Source organism: Campylobacter sp. US55, from assembly GCF_004378955.1.
Lineage (GTDB): Bacteria > Campylobacterota > Campylobacteria > Campylobacterales > Campylobacteraceae > Campylobacter_D > Campylobacter_D jejuni.
On the sequence record NZ_RYYF01000004.1, the window covers coordinates 134,789 to 152,666 of the forward strand.

Consider the following 17,878-nt stretch of genomic DNA (forward strand, 5'->3'; position numbering starts at 1 on the left):
AATATGGAAGATATGCAAGAAATACTTGAAGACTTTTTGGTTGAAGCTTTTGAGCTTGTTGAGCAAATCGACCATGATTTAGTAGAGCTTGAATCAAATCCAGAAGATTTAGAATTATTAAATAGAATTTTCCGTGTTGCACATACGGTTAAAGGATCATCAAGTTTCTTAAATTTTGATGTTTTAACAAAGTTAACTCACCACATGGAAGATGTTTTAAACAAAGCAAGACATGGCGAGTTAAAAATAACTCCAGATATCATGGATGTAGTTTTAGAGTCTATTGATAGAATGAAAACTTTGCTTAATTCCATTCGTGATAATGGCAACGATACTGCTATTGGTATGGATATAGAACCAATTTGCGCAAGATTAACAGCTATTTCAGAAGGAGAGTCTCCTGTTGCGGCAACAGATTCAAATGAAAAATCTACTCCACAAGCAGAACCAGAAGCACCAAAACAAGAAACAACTACTCCTGAACCTGAAGTAGATGTTAATCAATTAAGTGATTCTGAAGTTGAAGCTGAAATAGAAAGACTTTTAAAAGTTAGAAAAGCTGAAGATCAAGCTCGTCGCGCACAAAAGAAACAAACAACAAATGCGGCACCTAAACCGACTAACAATACAGCAAATAAACCTGCGGAAAGTGGAGAGAAAAAAGTTCCTGCTTCAGGTAGTAATGCTAGCAGTATGGATCAAACCATACGCGTGGAGGTAAAAAGATTAGATCACTTAATGAATCTAATTGGGGAGCTTGTTTTAGGTAAAAACCGTTTGCTTAAAATTTACGATGATGTTGAAGAGCGTTATGAAGGAGAAAAATTCCTTGAAGAACTTAATCAGGTTGTAAGTCAATTAAGTATTATTACAACTGATGTTCAGCTTGCTGTAATGAAAACAAGAATGCAACCTATAGCAAAAGTTTTCAATAAATTCCCAAGAGTTGTTCGTGATTTGAGTCGTGAATTAGGAAAGCAAATAGAACTTGAAATTACAGGTGAAGAAACTGAACTTGATAAATCTATTGTAGAGGAAATTGGCGATCCTATCATGCATATGATTAGAAATTCATGTGACCATGGTGTTGAGGATCCAGCAACTCGTGCAGCGAATGGAAAACCTGAAAAAGGTATAGTCCAACTTAAAGCTTATAATGAGGGCAATCACATCGTTGTAGAAATTACAGATGATGGTAAAGGACTTGATCCAAATGGCTTAAAAGCAAAAGCTATAGAGAAAAATTTGATTACCGAAAGAGAAGCAGATCAAATGACAGACAAAGAAGCTTTTGCTTTGATTTTCAAACCTGGTTTTTCAACTGCGGCTAAAGTAACAAATGTTTCAGGTCGTGGCGTAGGAATGGATGTTGTTAAAACCAACATCGAAAAACTAAATGGGGTAATTGAAATTGATAGTGAGTTAGGTAAAGGAAGTTCATTTAAACTTAAAATTCCTCTTACCTTGGCAATCATTCAATCTTTACTTGTAGGAACTCAAGAGGAATTCTATGCAATTCCACTTGCAAGCGTTCTTGAAACAGTTAGAGTGCCAATTGATGATATCTATACTATCGAAGGTAAAAATGTATTACGCTTAAGAGATGAAGTGCTTTCCCTTGTGAGACTTTCAGATGTATTTGGAGTTAAACAAGTCCTTGAAAGCGGTGATCAAACTTATGTCGTTGTTATAGGGGTAGCAGAAAGCAAGCTTGGTATTATAGTAGATACTCTTGTAGGACAAGAAGAAATAGTTATTAAATCTATGGGTGATTATTTACAAAATATCCAAGGTATAGCAGGAGCTACAATCCGTGGTGATGGTAGAGTGACATTAATCATCGATGTAGGTGCTATGATGGATATGGCCAAAGAAATTAAAGTTGATATTAAAGCGCAATTAGAATCAAGTGCGAAAAAACCTAAAGAACAACCAAGTGACTATAAAGTCTTAATTGTAGATGATTCTAAAATGGATAGAACTTTAATGCAAAAAGCTTTAGAACCGCTAGGAGTTAGTTTAATTGAAGCAACAAATGGTGTTGAAGCATTGAATATTATAAAATCTGGCGAACATGATATTGATGCAATGCTTATAGATATCGAAATGCCAAGAATGGATGGATACACCTTAGCTGGTGAAATTAGAAAGTATTCTAAATATCGTAACTTACCACTCATTGCAGTTACTTCAAGAACAAGTAAAACTGATCGCTTAAGAGGTGTTGAAGTGGGTATGACTGAATATATCACTAAACCTTATTCTCCAGAATACTTGGAAAATGTGGTTAGAAAAAATTTGAAACTAGGATAAGAATATGAGTAATGAAAAATTAGAGCAAATTTTGCAAAAACAGCAAACTCAGATGGCTGGTCCTGATGTCGATCAAAGAGAAGATGATATCATCCAACTTGTCGGCTTTGTAGTTGGAGATGAGGAATATGCGATTCCAATTCTTAATATACAAGAAATCATTAAACCTATAGAATATACTAGAGTTCCTAGTGTACCTGATTATGTTCTAGGGGTTTTTAATATGCGTGGTAATGTTATGCCACTCATTGATCTAGCTCAACGCTTTCATTTAGGAAGTTCTAAAATGACACCTCAAACAAGATATATTGTTTTAAGAGGTGAGACAAATGGAACTGGAGTTGGAGGAAATGCTGGTTTTGTTATAGATAGATTAACTGAAGCAATTAAAATTCACAGAAACAGAATCGATCCACCACCTGAAACTTTAGTTAAAGACAAAGGTATGATTTATGGTATAGGAAAAAGAGATGAAAATATCTTAACTATACTCAAAGTAGAAGCTTTACTTAAGCGCGAATTTTAATGATTAAACTTTGTGTTTTTGACTTTGACGCTACTTTAATGGATGGTGAAACCATCGATATTTTAGCTACAGTGCATGGCAAGGGTAATCAAACAAGCGAAATTACCCGCCATGCCATGACTGGAGAGCTTGATTTTTTCGAAAGTCTTCAAAAACGAGTAAGCCTTTTAAAAGGTATGTCTTATAAAAAAGTTTTAGAATTAGGTAGCACACTTCCACTAATGCATGGAGCACATGAACTTATCCAATATTTAAAATCTAAAAATATACAAATTGTTATTTTTAGCGGTGGTTTTCATGAAGGCATAGATCCTGCTATGCAAAAACTTGGAATTAACCTTGGTTTTGCAAATTATCTGCATCATAAAAATGACATTTTAACAGGGCTAGTTGGTGGGGAAATGATGTTTTCAAATTCAAAAGGCTTAATGCTACAACGATTAAAAAGCTTTTTAAATTTGAAAACAGATGAAGTGATGTGTGTTGGCGATGGGGCAAATGATTTGGCAATGTTTAACGAAAGTGGATTAAAGATTGCATTTTGTGCTAAAGAAATTTTACGTTCCAAAGCTGATATTTGCATAGATATAAAAGACTTAAAAGAAATAATAAAGGTAATATAATGAAAAATTTTTCTCTTTGGTGTGATTTTATAGAAAATAGTTTTTTAGATAATGAATTTTTAAATTTATTATCACATGGAATTAATGGTGCTACTTCAAATCCTGCTATTTTTAAAAATGCTATTTTAAATTCTCCAATTTATAAAGATAAAATTCTTAAATTAAAAGGAAAAAAAACAAAAGATATTTATGAAGAATTAGCAATTTCTGATATTCAAAAAGCAGCTGATAAATTAGCTCCTCTTTTTTATCAAAAAAACGATGGATTTATAAGTATTGAAATAGATCCAAGACTTCATGATAACACGACTCTTAGTTTAGGCGAAGCTAAAAGACTTTATAGTGCTATTAGCAAAGAAAATGTAATGATTAAAATTCCAGCTACAAAAGCTTCTTATGAAGTAATGTATGAACTTATGAAAAATGGTATTAGCGTCAATGCTACCTTAATTTTTTCTCTTGAACAAAGTCAAAAATGTTTTGAAGCTTTAAATGCAGGTTTAGTCGAATTTAGAAAAAACAATATAGCCTTAAAAGAACAAAATACTAGAACACCACAAGCTGTTATAAGTATTTTTGTAAGTCGTTTTGATAGACTTTTAAATCCTAAAGCCAAAGAGCAAAATCGTATTGGAATTTTAAATGCAAATTTAGCTTATAACAATATCTACTCAAAAAATGAACCTAATATTCGCGCCTTGTTTGCAAGCACTGGAGTTAAAGGAGATGATCTGCCAAAAGACTATTATATCAAAGAACTTCTTTTTGAGAATTCTGTTAATACTGCTCCTCTTGATGCAATAGAGGCATTTAAAGGAAAAATGGATTTTAAAAAACCTTTAATGAATTTTGAAATTTATACAGAACTTAATCAAATCATTTCTCAAAGTGAACGAGAAAAAGCTTGCAATGATTTGTTAAGCGATGGCATAGAGCAATTTTGTATTGCTTTTGAAGATATTTTAAAAGCTCTTTAATTAACGTATTTTTATCATTTTATTCTTTGAAAGTTTTAATATTTTTGATGGGATATTTTCGAAAAATTTCTCATCAAGTATTATATCAGCAACACTTCTAGCCCATTCTTCATCAAATTCTTTTCCATGCTTGTTTGCCGAAGATGAATAAAAATAGCCATTTTTACTTAAAAAATTCGCATGTTTACACTCTTTCACAATACGAATGGCCTGATTATTTGGATAAATAAAAGTTGTTTTTTTAGAACGACGTACTAAATTTTTAAAAGATTTTGGAATTCTTGCTAAACTTTTTAACTCGCAAAATTTCGCAGAAGTGATTAAGCAAGGTTGATTTTTATCTCTACCTTTTAAAGCATTAATCTCTTCTAAATTTTTACTTAAAAATCCTACCGTAGTATCTGTTTGAGCTAAATAAATCAATATTTAAGCCACTCTTGCAAACTCTTTACATCTAGGCAAGATTTACTCTGTATAGCTTTAATCGATTTTGCACCTGCTAAAGCTGATCGTAAATTTGTAAAATAAGGTATTTTAAAACGAATAATATTTTCACGAATTTTTTTCGTATCACCTTTAAAACTGTGATTATCACTTGTATTGATAACTAAGTGAATTTCTCCATTTTTCAATTTATCTTCAACATTGGGGCGTCCTTCTGAAATTTTATGCACAAGCTCACACTCAAAACCACTTTCTAAAATTTCCTTGCAAGTCCCCCCAGTTGCCATAAGCTTAAAGCCAAGCTTTACATATTCTGCGGCGATTTTTTTGGTATATTTTTTATCCTTATCTTTTAAGGAGATAAATACCACGCCTTGCTCTGGAAGATGATTAAACGATGCGATTTGACTTTTTGCGTAAGAATTTGCAAAATCCTTGCTTATACCCATAACTTCACCCGTTGAACGCATTTCAGGGCCTAATTCTAAATCACTTCCGCTAAGTTTTGCAAATGGAAATACTGCTTCTTTTACGCTCATATATTTTGGAGTTTTAGGGCGTAAAATTTTAGTATCAAAATTAACCACTTTGAAAGTATCATAAAATTTTAAAGCTTCTTTTAAATTTCCTTGCCACATCACACGCGTTGCCACTTTTGCTAAAGGAATACCCGTAGCTTTACTAACAAAAGGCACAGTACGACTAGCTCTAGGATTTACTTCTATCATATAAAGCTCATTATTATGTAAAGCAAATTGTATATTTAAAAGCCCTACAACTCCTAAATTTAAAGCAATATCTGCTGTTTTTTGTGCAATAAATTCTTGCATTTTTTCATCGATATTACAAGGTGGTAAAGAACAAGCACTATCACCTGAATGAATTCCTGCTTCTTCTATATGCTCCATAATTCCTGCCATATAAACATCTTTGCCATCACAAATCGCATCAACATCAATTTCTGTAGCATTGTCTAAAAACTGATCGATCAAAACAGGACTTTTATCGCTTACATCCACAGCTTCTTGCATATAGAGTCTAAGTTCAGCCTCATCATTTACCACACGCATCGCACGCCCACCTAAAACATAACTTGGTCTTACAAGCACAGGATATCCTATATCACTAGCCTTAAGCACTGCTTCTTCCACGCTTATTGCAGTGGAATTTTTTGGCTGATTGATGCCTAATTTTGTAATAAATTCGGCAAATTTCTTTCTATCTTCTGCCATATCAATTACTCTTGCACTAGTACCTATAATTTTAGCTCCAAAAGCACTCAAACGCTTAGCAAATTTCAAAGGAGTTTGTCCACCAAAATGCACAATCACTCCATCAGGTTTTTCACGCTCAATCACCGCTCTTAAATGTTCAAAATCAATAGGCTCGAAATACAAAATATCGCTTGTATCGTAGTCAGTCGAAACGGTTTCAGGATTGCAATTATACATAATAGTTTTAATACCCATATCTTTAAGCGCAAAAGAAGCATGTACGCAAGCATAGTCAAATTCTATACCTTGTCCTATGCGGTTTGGCCCCCCGCCTATAATCATCACTTTTTTTTCTTTTTTATCCTTAGCATCGTTTTTACTTTGAGTGAGTTCGCTTACATTAATACTTGAATAAAGATAAGGAGTTAAGGCTTCAAATTCACCCGCACAAGTATCCACTTCACTAAATTCTGCGATGATTTTTTGCTTCATTCTCGCATAATAAATATCATTTTGGCTTAATTCTAAATTATCTTTCAAATTTACAAGCAAGGCTATCATTTTATCTGAAAAGCCCATAATTTTTGCTTTTCTCAAAAGAGCTTTATTGTTTAAAATATCCATATCAATTTGCTCTTCAAAATCTACAATTTCTTTAATCTGTGTTAAAAACCAAGGATCTATTTTACAAAGCTCATAAAGTTCTTCTACGCTAAAACCTTCCCTAAAAGCTTGAGCAACATAAAGCAAACGCTTTTCATTGGCATTGCGAATTTTAAAAACAAGATCATTTCTATCTTCAAATTTTACTCTATCAAAACCACTCAAAGAACGCTCAAGAGAACAAAGTGCTTTTTGTATACTTTCTTTAAAAGTGCGTCCTATAGCCATTACCTCACCCACACTTTTCATAGCTGTACCTAAAGTTGTGTTTGCTCCTGGAAATTTTTCAAAAGTAAAGCGAGGAATTTTTGTTACGATATAATCAATCACAGGCTCGAAAGATGCAGGAGTTCCTGTAATATCGTTTTTAATCTCATCTAAACTAAAGCCTACTGCCAAAAGTGTCGCAACCTTTGCTATAGGATAGCCCGTTGCCTTAGAAGCTAAAGCACTTGATCTTGAAACTCTTGGATTCATTTCTATAACTATCATTCTTCCATTTTTTGGGTTGATAGCAAACTGCACATTACTTCCGCCTGTATCTACGCCAATTTCACGCAAAATAGCAAAAGAAGCATTACGCATAACTTGATATTCTTTATCCGTCAAAGTTAATGCTGGAGCTATTGTAATACTATCTCCTGTATGAACTCCCATAGGATCGATATTTTCTATACTACAAACTATGATACAATTATCCGCTCTATCGCGTATAACTTCCATTTCATATTCTTTCCAACCCAACAAACTTTCTTCAATCAAAATTTCATGGATAGGCGATAAAGCTAAAGCAGTATTGGCAAGTTCTTTAAATTCGTCCATATTATAAACCACACCACTTCCAGCACCTCCTAAAGTATAAGAAGCACGGATCATCAAAGGAAAGCCAATTTCATCTACAGCTTTTAAAGCTTCATCATAATTATACGCATACATCGATTTTGGTAAATCCATGCCGATTTTTTTCATACATTCTTTAAAGACCTGACGATCTTCACCTTTTTTAATCGCCTCAGGGTTTGCACCTAAAAATTTCACATCTCCTAAAAGTCCACTTTCATAAACTTCCATAGCAACATTTAACGCTACTTGTCCACCCATGGTTGGTAAAATTGCATCAATTTTTTCTTTTTTAATAATACTTAAAATACTTTCTTTTGTTATGGGTTCTATATAAGTCGCATCTGCAAATTCGGGATCTGTCATGATGGTTGCAGGATTTGAGTTAATTAATACTACACGATATCCTAATTCTTTTAAAGTCTTTGCGGCTTGAGTTCCAGAATAATCAAATTCACAAGCTTGTCCTATCACAATAGGACCACTTCCTATAAGTAAAATACTTTTAATATCTGTTCGTTTTGGCATAAATTTTCCTAAGAGCATAAATTTGGGCTGATTATAACAAAAATTAGTTTTATAAACTTTGAAATTATCGATATAATTTTAAAAAATAAACACTCTGCTTTTAATCTAGGAAATAATACATAAAGAAATTTAAGATTTTTTATAAAATTCTCATTCGATTATAAAAATTTATTTGATAATTTAACAAAATTTTTAGCATTAAACAAAGTTATAATAATTAGCAAAAATATAGAAATTTTTTTAAAAAGTCTAATCCTTGACTTATAAATTATCTACTACATATAAATAAGCAGGAATACTAATCTTAACATAAGGCTTTACTTCTACACTTTGATACATATCTTCATCATCAATTCTATTCACAATCCCAACAGGTATATCTGAAAAGAAAATATTATCAAGTCCACTTGTTAAAATTTCATCTCCGATATTAATTTTTGCCCATTTTGGAATAAATTTAACCACAATCCTGCCATCTTCACCTTGGATTAAACCTGGAGCTTTGGATTTTCCTATATAAACAGAAAAAACACACTGATCATCACCTTGTAAAAGAGCCATTGCTCTACCATTTTTATTAATAGCTATACCTGCGGTATATCCTTGATATATCAAACCACGATTTTTACCAACGGGAATTTTGCTCCAATCTAACCATAATTTTTTATAATCATTCAATTGAACATAAGAAATAACTCTAGTTAAAGAAACTTGAGGTAAATATTTTGTAGAATTTTGATCCTCTAAAATACGATTTAATTGATTTGCAAAACTAGTTACCTTTACAGCAATATCTTCTAATTCTTTATTTCTAGCTTTTAGTTGCTGAATTTGATTTGCTTGATTAAAGTGTTCTGAAATTTTTTCTCCTAAATAATCTTTAATATTATAAAAATTACCTATAACAAAATCATTAACACGGAGAACATTTTGCTTAATAAGTCCTCCATAATAAAAAGATATAAAAACCAAAAAGGCTAAGACAAGAACATAAAAAATCTTATTCTTCATTGGTTAATTGTTGTAATAATGAAATTTCCTCTAAAGCTTTACCTGTTCCTTTTGCTACAGCTAAAAGCGGTTCATCTGCGATATAAACTGGCAAACGTACAATTTCACTTAAGTATTTATCAAGACCACGAATCAATGCTCCGCCACCTGTTAAAACTACACCATTTTCTACTATATCACTTGCTAAATCAGGCGGCATCATTTCAAGAACCATTTTTAAAGCATCAGCAATTTCTTTTAAATACTCACGCATCGCTTCTCTTACATCTTCGCTTGTAAGTTCAATACGACTTAAAAGTCCACTTACTTGATCGCGTCCTTTTACCACCATAGAAAGCTCTTTTGGAAGTTGTATTGCTGAACCTATAGTGATTTTGATCTCTTCGCCTGTTCTTTCACCTATGATAAGATTGTATTTTTCTTTTACATAATTAACTATACTCATATCAAGCTTATCTCCAGCCGTACGAATAGACTTTGAAATCACAAGTCCACCCAAAGAAATCACTCCAATCTCAGTAGTTCCACCCCCTATATCTACTACCAAATTTCCTTTAGGCTCTTGTATAGGTAAACTTGCACCAATAGCTGCTGCCATAGGCTCTTCAATCAAAAATACCTCTCTTGCACCTGCGCTTAAAGCACTTTCTCTTACCGCTTTTCTTTCTACTTGAGTTAAACCATAAGGAACAGAAATGATAATTCTAGGGCGTAAAAAACTTTTTCTACGGTGTGTTTTTTCTATAAAATAGCGGATCATTTTTTCAGTCATATCAAAATCTGCAATCACGCCATCTTTCATAGGACGAATAGCTTCGATATTGCCTGGAGTTTTTCCCACCATATCTTTAGCTTCTTTACCTACGGCTAAAATTTTTGCTTTGGAACCATACCTTTCTCTTTCAACTGCCACAACAGAAGGCTCATTTATCACTATACCCTTATCTTTTACCAAAACTAGCGTATTAGCTGTTCCTAAATCAATCCCCATATCACTAGAAAAAAATCCTATAAGCTGATCTAATATCATTTCTATCCTTTTTAACTTATTTTTCTTTTTATTAATAATGCCTTTGCATTGTCTTTAACAACTTCTTTGGTTATTACAATATCATAGTCTTTATACTCTGGTAACTCAAACATTAAATCTACCATCATTTCTTCTATAATACTTCTAAGCCCCCTAGCCCCTGTTTTTCTCTCCAATGCAAGTTGTGCGATAGCTCTTAGAGCATCTTCCTCAAATTTTAAATTCACTCCATCAATAGCAAAAAGCTTTTGATATTGCTTAATAATGGCATTTTTAGGCTCAGTTAAAATTCTTACCATATCTTCTTCATTAAGCTCATTTAAAGATGCAATCACATGCAAACGACCTATAAGCTCAGGAATCAAACCAAAATGTACCAAATCATCGGGTTCAATTTTCTCAAGTAAAGCTTTATTTTCTTCTTTTGCATCATCAAAAAAGCCCACAACTTTATCGCCAAGTTTTCTTTTTAAGATAGTTTCCAAACCATCAAAAGCTCCACCACAAACAAATAAAATATTTGAAGTGTCAATTTGTATAAACTCTTGATTTGGATGTTTTCTTCCCCCTTTTGGTGGAATATTTACCAAACTTCCTTCGATAATCTTAAGTAAAGCTTGCTGCACACCCTCTCCACTTACATCACGAGTAATAGAACGATTTTCACTCATTCTAGCAATTTTATCAATCTCATCAATAAAAACTATACCTTTTTGAGCTCTTTGCACATCTCCATCTGCAGCTTGTAAAAGACGTGTTAAAATATTTTCCACATCCTCACCTACATATCCTGCTTCAGTTAAAGAAGTTGCATCACAAATTGCTATAGGTACATCTAAAAATTTAGCTAAAGTTTGCGCCAATAAAGTTTTTCCACTTCCTGTTGGCCCAACAAGTAAAATATTTGACTTAAAAAGCTCTGTATCATCATCTTGAAGTTCGGCTTTAAAAAGTCTTTTATAATGATTGTATACTCCAACACTAAAAACTTTTTTAGCTCTATCTTGTCCTATAACATAACGATCTAGATAAGCTTTTAATTCTTTTGGAGTGATATCTTTAAATTCTGTATTATGGCTTTGTTTAGGTTCTTTAAATTCTTTTTCTTCTCCATAAATAATACTATAAGCACCTTCAACGCAATATTCACAAATAAAAGCATCATCATTTTCATTTGCTAAAATTCTTCTTTGTGGATTCTCCACTTCATTGCAAAAACTACATTTTCTAGGCATTATTTTTACCCCTATAGATAGGAATTCCGCGCTTTGTTTCTAATATAAAATGGCACATTTTTTTAACATTTTCACTTTCTTGATTTTCAAGCAAATTTTTAGCATTTTCTTTTAAATCTCCTTGTCTAAATAAAGTTTTAAAAGCTCTGCTAAGTCTATCTACTTCATCTTTATCAAAACGACGACGAATACCTACTAAATTTAAACTTCTAATACTTGCACGATTTCCTTCTGCTAAACAAAACGGTACTATATCCTGAGAAAGTGCACTTGCTCCTGCTATCATACAACCCTCACCTACTTTGACAAATTGATGAATAGGTGTAAGCCCGCCTACAACCGTAAAATCTCCAAGCTCTACATGTCCTGCTAAAGTTGCATTATTAGCTAAAATAATATTATTACCTAAAAGACAATCATGAGCAATATGACAATAAGCCATAATAAAAGCATTATCGCCTATACGAGTAAAACCATCTCCTTTAGCTGTACCTGAATTTATCGTTGCAAATTCTCTAATAGTTGCATTTTTTCCTATAACAACACCGCTTTTTTGCTCTTCTTTATAAGATATATCCTGAGGAATATCGCCTACTATAGCATAAGAAAATACACGAGAATGATCACCTATAGTTGTATCTGAAAGAATTCGAGCACCTTGTTTGATGACAACATCATTACCTATTTTAGCATCTTTGCTTACATAGGCATAAGCTTCTATTACAACATCGTCACCAAGTTGTGCACCCTCTTCAATCACCGCACTTGGATGAATTTTTTTCATTATTTATCCACTATCATAGCTTTAAGCTCGGCCTCTGCAACTAAATTTCCATCTACAAAAGCTTGCCCTTTAAAAATCCACATATTACCACGATTTTTAACCACGCTCATTTCATAATCAAGCCTATCTCCAGGACGCACAGGATTTCTAAATTTTGCTCCATCTATGCCTGTGAAATAAACCACTTTACTTTTTGGATCCACTTTATCTTCCATACTTTCAAAAGCTAAAACTCCACCTGTTTGAGCCATACCTTCTAAAATCAAAACTCCAGGATAAATAGGATGCCCTGGAAAATGTCCCATAAAAACATGGTCACTTATACTGATGTTTTTATATCCTCGCACCACTTCTTTAACTTTTAATTCTGTAATTTTATCTACTAGTAAAAAAGGATAACGGTGTGGTAAGATTTCTTGAATTTGCATTACATCTATCATTATTAAATTAACCTTGAAAACAATTAAAAATTTTATTATATAAAAAAATCATTAAAAATTACATTAACAAAAAAGTTTTTCTTAATAAATTTCTTAAATTTCTACAAGCACCTCTTGATTATCATGATAAATTTCACTTTTTGCTATCACTTCATATCTTGAAGGTAAAATATTTTCAAGGATGATAATAGGGCTAAGATTATAAGTTCCAAACAATTTATTGCGCCATTTAATTTCTGCTTGCACACTCAAAGGTCTTTTTAAAAAATCTTCAAAATTTTTCCATTTATTTTTAAAAAATGTATTAAAACGCCAAAATTCTACAAAAACCATTTCATCTTTGGTGCTTCTATAAAAACCTTCTTTTAAATTCTGTTTTAAGCTTTCTTCATTTAAAGAAAATCTTGTATAAGCGTTTTTAAAATGCGAATAAAATAAAATATGAGATTTAACAGGCTTTTTATCTAATTTTATCAAAGCGCTTAAAAGACGATAATTTAAAAATTTCTCTCTTAAAATTTCAAATTTTATACCCTTTTTTTCCCATAAAACTACTTTTTTATAAAGAGCTATTCTTGCTTCTATACTTGCAGGTAAAATTTGCTTATTTACAGAAGACATTAATTCATCAATGAAATTCTTATCTTGTTTTTGTTTTTTAAGTCCATAAATACAACCACAATAATTTTGATGATAGAGCATTTCTTTTTTTGCTAAAGCAAACTGCCTTTGAGTGCCGCCATTTTTACGAAAATCAGGAGCTAAAAACTCTACCCCATAAGGCTCACATTCTTTTTGTAAAGCATTTTTTAACTGTTCTAAATCTTTTTTAGGGCTAGTTAAAAGCGTAGTAGTAAGCTTTTTTTCTCCTATTTTAGCAGCAAATTTAACACTAGATCCCATTCTTACATCAAAGCAAATTTCACACCTTGCACCCTTTTCAGGCTCATCTTCATAACCACGCACAGCATTAAGCCATTTTTCATACTCATACTCACCTTTATAAAGCTTGATACCAAGTTTATCACAAGATCTTTTTACATCTAAAAATCTTAGTTCGTATTCGCTTAAAGGATGGATATTTGGATCATAAAAATATCCTATGATTTTTTCATTAGGATAAGTTTTTCTAAGTTCTTCAATAAAATAATGACTATCTACGCTACAACAAATATGTACTAGCATTAAAGACTTTCAAGCACTTTTAAAGCATGATCTTTTACACGAACATTACTATAAATTTGGGCAATCTTACCTGTTTCATCGATAACAAAAGTAGAACGAATAAGACCTTCGTATTCTTTTCCGTAATTTTTCTTAAGCCCCCAAGCTCCATAAACTTTAGCAACTTCTTTTTCACTATCGCTAAGTAAAGTATGTTTTAAATCAAATTTAGAGATAAATTTTTCATGACTTGCCACGCTATCAGGACTGATACCAATAATCACTGCATTTTTACCACCAAATTTATCATAATTTGCACTAAAATCACAAGCTTCTGTAGTGCAACCTGGGGTATTATCTTTTGGATAAAAATACAAAATCACCTTTTTGCCAATAAAATCTTTTAATGCTATTTTTACCCCATCTTGATTTAAAAGCTCAAACTGAGGCGCTTTATCTCCTATGTTTAAACTCATTTACTTGCCTTTGCTTTAATAGCTTCAACGCTTTCTCCGCCAAAGCCTATGTCATAATTTTCCACATCTTCTAAAACCACCACAACTCTTTCTCTACTTTTATTATATTTCGTGCTTAAAAGTTCGGTAATATCAGCTATAAGTTCCGCTTTTTGTTCCTTGCTTAAAGACGGCTTTGCTAATTTAATATTTACCAATGGCATAATTTCTCCTTTTTAACGATAATTTTTCATAATTATTTCAAAAAATACCTAATATTTTTTTTAACAAAAAACCTTAATTTAATAAAAGCTTATTGTTAGTATATTTTTGATAAAATCCCGATTTATTCTTAAAATAATATTTTTTAAGAAATAAACAACTATAAAAGGTAAAAAATGATCTCAGCAGATAAAATTTGGATGGATGGAAAATTAGTTGATTTTAAAGATGCAACTTTGCACTTTTTAACCCATTCTTTGCATTATGGCAATGCTGTTTTTGAAGGAACTAGAGCCTATAAAACAGATAAAGGCTTAGCAATTTTCAGACTTGAAGATCACACCAAAAGACTTTTAGAGTCTGCAAAAATTACTCTTTTAAATTGTCCTTTTTCTCAAAAAGATCTTGAAAATGCACAAATTGAACTCTTAAAAGCAAACAATTTTCAAAGCAATGTCTATATCCGTCCTTTGATTTTCTTAGGTGATGGAGTTATGGGACTTTATCATATAAAAGCTCCTGTAAGAGTTGGGATTGCAGCTTGGGAATGGGGTGCTTACCTTGGAGAAGAAGGTTTAGAAAAAGGCATAAAAGTAAAAATTTCGTCTTTTGCAAGAAATAGTGTTAAATCATGCATGGGAAAAGCTAAAGCAAGTGCGAATTATCTTAACTCTCAAATTGCAAAATTTGAAGCTATTGAAGCAGGCTATGAAGAAGCTTTGATGCTTGATGAAGAAGGTTTTATCGCAGAAGGAACAGGAGAATGTTTCTTTATTGTAAAAGATGGGGTTTTAATCACGCCTCCAAATGATTTTTCTTTAAAAAGCATTACTCAAGATACAGTGCTTAAAATCGCTCATGATCTTGGTATCACCGTGCTTCGCCAAAGAATTTCAAGAGATGAAGTTTATACTGCTGATGAAGCATTTTTTACCGGAACAGCCGCTGAAATCACACCTATTAACAATATCGATGCAAGAATAATAGGAAATGGTTTAAGAGGATCTGTAACTAAAAAACTTCAAGATGCTTATTTTGATGTAGTTTATGGACGCAATGAAAAATACGCATCTATGCTAACTTATATTTAAAAAAGGAAATAAATGCCAGCTGATTTGAATGATTATTTCAATAAAAAAAATGGAAATTCTAACAATAACGGAAACAACAACCGTCAAAATTTCAATTTCAAAGCACCAGAATTTAATTTTAAAGGTTTTGGAAAATTCTCTCCATTTGTTTATGGAGTGATTATTATTATCTTATTTTTAATCGTTGCAAAACCTTTTATGGTGATAAATTCTGGGGAAATGGGGATTAAATCAACAACAGGTAAATATGACCCAAATCCATTAGAACCAGGACTTCACTTTTTCTTACCTTTTGTACAAAAAATAACCATAATCGATACTAGAGTAAGACAAATCAACTATGCTTCTATAGAGGGAAGTAATGAAAATTTATCTTCAGGTTCAGGTGTTATTAATAAAAATAGTATTTCTGTACTTGATTCTCGTGGATTGCCTGTATCTATTGATGTTACGGTGCAATACCGTTTAAATCCTTTGCAAGTTCCTCAAACCATAGCTACTTGGAGCTTAAATTGGGAAAATAAAATTATCGATCCAGTTGTTCGTGATGTAGTGCGAAGTGTTGTAGGAAAATATACAGCCGAAGAACTTCCTACTAATCGTAATACAATAGCCGCTCAAATAGAAGAAGGTATAAGAAAAACCATAGAAGCCCAACCAAACGAACCTGTAGAACTTCGCGCTGTACAACTTAGAGAAATTATTTTACCTTCAAAAGTAAAAGAACAAATCGAACGCGTGCAAATTGCAAAACAAGAGGCTGAAAGAACTAAATATGAAGTAGAAAGAGCTAATCAAGAAGCCTTAAAAAAAGCTGCTTTAGCTGAAGGGGAAGCAAATGCAACCATAATCAGTGCCAAAGGTAAAGCTATGGCTGTTAAAATAGAAGCAGATGCACAAGCTTATTCTAACAAAGAAATCGCAAACAGCTTAAACACTCCTTTGCTAAATTTAAAGCAAATTGAAACTCAAAAAGAATTTAATGAAGCTTTAAAAGTCAATCAAGATGCTAAAATTTTCTTAACTCCAGGTGGAGCAGTGCCAAACATTTGGGTTGATACCAAAGATGCTAAAAAGCAAAGTTCTGCCAACATGAACTAAAAGGATACGCAAGTGGAAAAACTAAGAGAAATCGTGCTTTTTTACACTACTCATTTATATTTAGTAGATTATATGCTGATTTTATTAGTTTTTTTTCTCTTCACTTGTGTTTTACTTCTTTGTGTATTTTTACGCCATAGACCTATAGCAGCACTTTTTATTATTGCATTTGATATTATTATTTGTTTTTTAGTTTATATCTATGGGTATAAACTAATAGACAATGAAATAAGAACTCGAAAAACCGCTATTACAGATCAAAAAATAATACAAAGCTCAAATGATTTAATTGTTGATTTTAACATTACAAATAATTCAAAAAATAATTTTAAAGAATGCAAAATTACAGCTAAAATTTTTGCAGATAAAATACCTAATGATAATATCATAGAAGAATATAAAAAGAAATTTATCCCTTTTAGACAAAAAAGTAGAGAAATTAAAGATCTAAAGAAAAATGCAACCCAATTTCAAAGAATTGCTTTTGAAAATTTTAACTATGAAAATAACTATACCATACGCTTAGTTTCGGAGTGTTTTTAATGCATTTTACAATTTTTCATATTATAGCTTTTATTATTTTACTTATTTGCTTTGCCTTGATTTGTATTTTAATCTTTCTAAAAGTCGAACAGAAAGAAATGGCTTTGATTTCTTATACCATAGCTACTATTTTTATCGCACTTTTGATATATTCTATTTTTCTAACAATCAATCAATTCACCACTCAAGCCGATCTTAGCAAACTAACCTACACAAGAGATCTGAGACATGAAAGTGTTATCGTAAGCGGAAAGGTCCAAAATCTTACTAAATTTGAAATCAGAAAATGCTATTTGATGCTTAGCATATTAAACCAAAAAAAAGCAGGGGGAGAAATTTTCAATGATAAAAATATCCGCAATGCCAAAATGCAAAATACAAGTGTTTCTTACACTATAGAAATTATAGACAAACTTCCAGGTAATGCTTATAAAGAATTTAGAGCGAGTGTTCCTTTTCCTCCAAGTTTTGATAACCCTGAATTTTATCACACTCTAAAATGTATTTGATTTAAAAAATATACTTAATATTAACAATTAGAATTTGTCTATATCACAATTTCATTAAATCTTAAAGAATTAAACATATATTATTTTATAGAGATAACTAGCTTTTTAGCTAGTTATCTAAGGTTAAAACCTCTTCTTCTTAACATCTTCTAAGATATTATTAGC

General features: G+C 31.8%; 18 protein-coding genes. 8 read left to right on the top strand and 10 right to left on the bottom strand.

Translation table 11 applies throughout. The features are described from left to right. The first annotated feature begins 3 nt into the window (after positions 1-3). The 4 genes from ELQ07_RS04210 to ELQ07_RS04225 are packed head-to-tail and all read left to right on the top strand — an operon-like array spanning position 4 to position 4,439. On the top strand, positions 4-2,313 hold the full coding sequence (locus tag ELQ07_RS04210; protein WP_057096018.1) for a chemotaxis protein CheW: 2,310 nt from the start codon (positions 4-6) through the stop codon (positions 2,311-2,313). Between the two features lie 4 nt (positions 2,314-2,317). Then, the gene (locus tag ELQ07_RS04215; protein ID WP_002826355.1) at positions 2,318-2,839 is read left to right on the top strand and encodes a chemotaxis protein CheW; all 522 of its coding nucleotides are present in this window, start codon (positions 2,318-2,320) and stop codon (positions 2,837-2,839) included. Then, positions 2,839-3,462: a phosphoserine phosphatase SerB gene (gene serB / locus ELQ07_RS04220; RefSeq protein ID WP_134224783.1), complete on the top strand. Its 624-nt coding sequence runs from the start codon at positions 2,839-2,841 to the stop codon at positions 3,460-3,462. Before ELQ07_RS04215 ends, serB begins: the two co-directional genes overlap by 1 nt. Continuing rightward, positions 3,462-4,439 (top strand): transaldolase, encoded by a 978-nt coding sequence (locus ELQ07_RS04225; protein WP_002921692.1) that lies wholly within the window; start codon positions 3,462-3,464, stop codon positions 4,437-4,439. The genes serB and ELQ07_RS04225 overlap by 1 nt, the downstream gene beginning before the upstream one ends. On the opposite strand, the gene ELQ07_RS04230 is transcribed toward ELQ07_RS04225, so the two are convergent. From ELQ07_RS04230 to ELQ07_RS04275, 10 genes are all read right to left on the bottom strand, one after another. Further along, positions 4,440-4,862: a hypothetical protein gene (locus tag ELQ07_RS04230; RefSeq protein ID WP_002851686.1), complete on the bottom strand. Its 423-nt coding sequence runs from the start codon at positions 4,860-4,862 to the stop codon at positions 4,440-4,442. It abuts the gene before it with no gap. After that, a complete protein-coding gene (gene carB / locus ELQ07_RS04235; protein WP_134224784.1) occupies positions 4,859-8,128 on the bottom strand; it encodes a carbamoyl-phosphate synthase large subunit in 3,270 nt (1,089 codons plus the stop codon). The genes ELQ07_RS04230 and carB overlap by 4 nt, the downstream gene beginning before the upstream one ends. A gap of 261 nt (positions 8,129-8,389) precedes the next feature. Next, the gene (gene mreC / locus ELQ07_RS04240; RefSeq protein WP_002877813.1) at positions 8,390-9,139 is read right to left on the bottom strand and encodes a rod shape-determining protein MreC; all 750 of its coding nucleotides are present in this window, start codon (positions 9,137-9,139) and stop codon (positions 8,390-8,392) included. Continuing rightward, on the bottom strand, positions 9,129-10,169 hold the full coding sequence (locus ELQ07_RS04245; RefSeq protein ID WP_002851700.1) for a rod shape-determining protein: 1,041 nt from the start codon (positions 10,167-10,169) through the stop codon (positions 9,129-9,131). Before ELQ07_RS04245 ends, mreC begins: the two co-directional genes overlap by 11 nt. Positions 10,170-10,180: 11 nt before the next feature. Continuing rightward, positions 10,181-11,404 carry an ATP-dependent Clp protease ATP-binding subunit ClpX gene (gene clpX, locus ELQ07_RS04250; protein ID WP_002864582.1) on the bottom strand — a complete coding sequence of 408 codons (1,224 nt, stop codon included), beginning with the start codon at positions 11,402-11,404 and terminating at the stop codon, positions 10,181-10,183. Beyond that, entirely contained in the window at positions 11,397-12,188 is a 792-nt protein-coding gene (lpxA, locus tag ELQ07_RS04255) for an acyl-ACP--UDP-N-acetylglucosamine O-acyltransferase (protein WP_070316688.1), read from the bottom strand. Before lpxA ends, clpX begins: the two co-directional genes overlap by 8 nt. After that, a complete protein-coding gene (fabZ, locus tag ELQ07_RS04260; protein ID WP_002851782.1) occupies positions 12,188-12,628 on the bottom strand; it encodes a 3-hydroxyacyl-ACP dehydratase FabZ in 441 nt (146 codons plus the stop codon). Before fabZ ends, lpxA begins: the two co-directional genes overlap by 1 nt. 93 nt (positions 12,629-12,721) lie before the next feature. Further along, positions 12,722-13,813 (bottom strand): epoxyqueuosine reductase QueH, encoded by a 1,092-nt coding sequence (locus ELQ07_RS04265; protein ID WP_044305744.1) that lies wholly within the window; start codon positions 13,811-13,813, stop codon positions 12,722-12,724. Then, positions 13,813-14,268 (bottom strand): thioredoxin-dependent thiol peroxidase, encoded by a 456-nt coding sequence (bcp, locus tag ELQ07_RS04270; protein WP_134224785.1) that lies wholly within the window; start codon positions 14,266-14,268, stop codon positions 13,813-13,815. Before bcp ends, ELQ07_RS04265 begins: the two co-directional genes overlap by 1 nt. Continuing rightward, positions 14,265-14,471: a 4-oxalocrotonate tautomerase family protein gene (locus ELQ07_RS04275; RefSeq protein WP_070295301.1), complete on the bottom strand. Its 207-nt coding sequence runs from the start codon at positions 14,469-14,471 to the stop codon at positions 14,265-14,267. Before ELQ07_RS04275 ends, bcp begins: the two co-directional genes overlap by 4 nt. 174 nt (positions 14,472-14,645) lie before the next feature. Here ELQ07_RS04275 and ilvE point away from each other — a divergent pair, with 174 nt between their 5' ends. From ilvE to ELQ07_RS04295, 4 genes are read left to right on the top strand one after another with little or no spacing between them, the layout of a single operon-like run. Then, on the top strand, positions 14,646-15,560 hold the full coding sequence (ilvE, locus tag ELQ07_RS04280; protein WP_002857493.1) for a branched-chain-amino-acid transaminase: 915 nt from the start codon (positions 14,646-14,648) through the stop codon (positions 15,558-15,560). Positions 15,561-15,572: 12 nt separating this feature from the next. Continuing rightward, a complete protein-coding gene (locus ELQ07_RS04285) occupies positions 15,573-16,661 on the top strand; it encodes a prohibitin family protein (RefSeq protein WP_070316685.1) in 1,089 nt (362 codons plus the stop codon). A 12-nt stretch (positions 16,662-16,673) separates the two neighbouring features. Next, a complete protein-coding gene (locus tag ELQ07_RS04290) occupies positions 16,674-17,204 on the top strand; it encodes a DUF2393 domain-containing protein (RefSeq protein WP_002934113.1) in 531 nt (176 codons plus the stop codon). Further along, positions 17,204-17,713 (top strand): DUF2393 family protein, encoded by a 510-nt coding sequence (locus ELQ07_RS04295; protein ID WP_070316684.1) that lies wholly within the window; start codon positions 17,204-17,206, stop codon positions 17,711-17,713. The genes ELQ07_RS04290 and ELQ07_RS04295 overlap by 1 nt, the downstream gene beginning before the upstream one ends. Positions 17,714-17,878 lie beyond the last annotated feature (165 nt).

Bases quoted from the DNA above. Each gene is read 5' to 3' on its own strand.
- mreC (WP_002877813.1), bottom strand. From the start codon at position 9,139: ATGAAGAATAAGATTTTTTATGTTCTTGTCTTAGCCTTTTTGGTTTTT.
- ELQ07_RS04265 (WP_044305744.1), bottom strand. From the start codon at position 13,813: ATGCTAGTACATATTTGTTGTAGCGTAGATAGTCATTATTTTATTGAA.
- ELQ07_RS04285 (WP_070316685.1), top strand. From the start codon at position 15,573: ATGCCAGCTGATTTGAATGATTATTTCAATAAAAAAAATGGAAATTCT.
- clpX (WP_002864582.1), bottom strand. From the start codon at position 11,404: ATGCCTAGAAAATGTAGTTTTTGCAATGAAGTGGAGAATCCACAAAGA.
- lpxA (WP_070316688.1), bottom strand. From the start codon at position 12,188: ATGAAAAAAATTCATCCAAGTGCGGTGATTGAAGAGGGTGCACAACTT.
- ELQ07_RS04275 (WP_070295301.1), bottom strand. From the start codon at position 14,471: ATGCCATTGGTAAATATTAAATTAGCAAAGCCGTCTTTAAGCAAGGAA.
- serB (WP_134224783.1), top strand. From the start codon at position 2,839: ATGATTAAACTTTGTGTTTTTGACTTTGACGCTACTTTAATGGATGGT.
- ELQ07_RS04295 (WP_070316684.1), top strand. From the start codon at position 17,204: ATGCATTTTACAATTTTTCATATTATAGCTTTTATTATTTTACTTATT.
- bcp (WP_134224785.1), bottom strand. From the start codon at position 14,268: ATGAGTTTAAACATAGGAGATAAAGCGCCTCAGTTTGAGCTTTTAAAT.
- ELQ07_RS04225 (WP_002921692.1), top strand. From the start codon at position 3,462: ATGAAAAATTTTTCTCTTTGGTGTGATTTTATAGAAAATAGTTTTTTA.
- fabZ (WP_002851782.1), bottom strand. From the start codon at position 12,628: ATGATAGATGTAATGCAAATTCAAGAAATCTTACCACACCGTTATCCT.
- ELQ07_RS04245 (WP_002851700.1), bottom strand. From the start codon at position 10,169: ATGATATTAGATCAGCTTATAGGATTTTTTTCTAGTGATATGGGGATT.
- ELQ07_RS04210 (WP_057096018.1), top strand. From the start codon at position 4: ATGGAAGATATGCAAGAAATACTTGAAGACTTTTTGGTTGAAGCTTTT.
- carB (WP_134224784.1), bottom strand. From the start codon at position 8,128: ATGCCAAAACGAACAGATATTAAAAGTATTTTACTTATAGGAAGTGGT.
- ELQ07_RS04215 (WP_002826355.1), top strand. From the start codon at position 2,318: ATGAGTAATGAAAAATTAGAGCAAATTTTGCAAAAACAGCAAACTCAG.
- ilvE (WP_002857493.1), top strand. From the start codon at position 14,646: ATGATCTCAGCAGATAAAATTTGGATGGATGGAAAATTAGTTGATTTT.